The sequence below is a fragment of the Mesorhizobium sp. M5C.F.Ca.IN.020.32.2.1 genome, from assembly GCF_004023105.1.
GTDB classification, from domain to species: Bacteria; Pseudomonadota; Alphaproteobacteria; order Rhizobiales; family Rhizobiaceae; genus Mesorhizobium; species Mesorhizobium wenxiniae.
The window spans coordinates 1-981 of sequence record NZ_RZSX01001387.1 but is presented as its reverse complement, the minus strand read 5'-3'; the positions used below and the strand labels follow the sequence as shown (position 1 = coordinate 981).

The following is a 981-nucleotide window of genomic DNA, read 5'->3' as shown; positions in this document are numbered from 1 at the left end:
GTCCATAGGATCCCCGCCCATGACCGCTCTTTCCGTTCTCGACCTGTCGCCGATCGTCGAAGGCAGCAACGCTTCGCAATCGCTCGCCAATTCACTCGATCTCGCCCGCCATGCCGAGCGGCTGGGATACAGGCGCTATTGGCTGGCCGAGCATCACAACATGCCTGGCATCGCCAGCGCCGCCACCTCCGTCGTCATTGCCCACGTCGCAGGCGGTACCAGGACGATACGCGTCGGCGCCGGCGGCATCATGCTGCCCAACCATTCCCCGCTGGTCATCGCCGAGCAGTTCGGCACGCTTAACGCATTGCATCCCGGCCGCATCGACCTCGGCCTCGGCCGGGCGCCGGGCACCGACATGGGCACGGCGCGCGCGCTGCGCCGCAATCTCGAGGCCGGCGCCGACAGTTTCCCGCAGGATGTCGTCGAGCTGATGGGCTATTTCCAGGCGGCCGAAGACGGTCAGCGTATCCGCGCCGTACCCGGCGAGGGCGAGCAGGTGCCGATCTGGATCCTGGGCTCAAGCCTCTATGGCGCACAGCTCGCAGCCATGCTCGGCCTGCCCTACGTCTTCGCCTCGCATTTCGCACCGGCCGAACTCGACCACGCACTGGAGATCTACCGCTCGCGCTTCCAGTCATCGAAACAGCTCGACAAGCCCTATGTCATGCTCGGCCTCAACGTGTTCGCGGCGCCCTCCGACGCTGAGGCGCGGCTGCTGTTCACCTCGCTGCAGCAGGCCTTCGTCAATCTGCGCACCGGCCGGCCCGGCCGATTGCCGCCGCCGGTCGAGGGATATGAGCGCGAACTCGATCCGATGGCCAAAACCATGCTTGGCCAGGCGCTGTCCTGCGCCGTCGTCGGCGCCCCGGAAACGGTCAGGCAAGGCATAGAAGCGTTTATCCGTCGCACCGGTGCCGATGAGCTGATGGTCACCGCGCAGATTTTCGACCACGCAGCGCGGGTGCGATCCTTCGAGAT

The 981-nt window shown here is 66.2% G+C and carries 1 protein-coding gene; it reads left to right on the top strand.

Annotated features, from left to right (window positions below; translation table 11 throughout):
• Positions 1-19: 19 nt before the first annotated feature.
• On the top strand, positions 20-981 hold a 962-nt coding region (locus EOA86_RS36215), incomplete at its 3' end, for an LLM class flavin-dependent oxidoreductase (protein ID WP_164892392.1).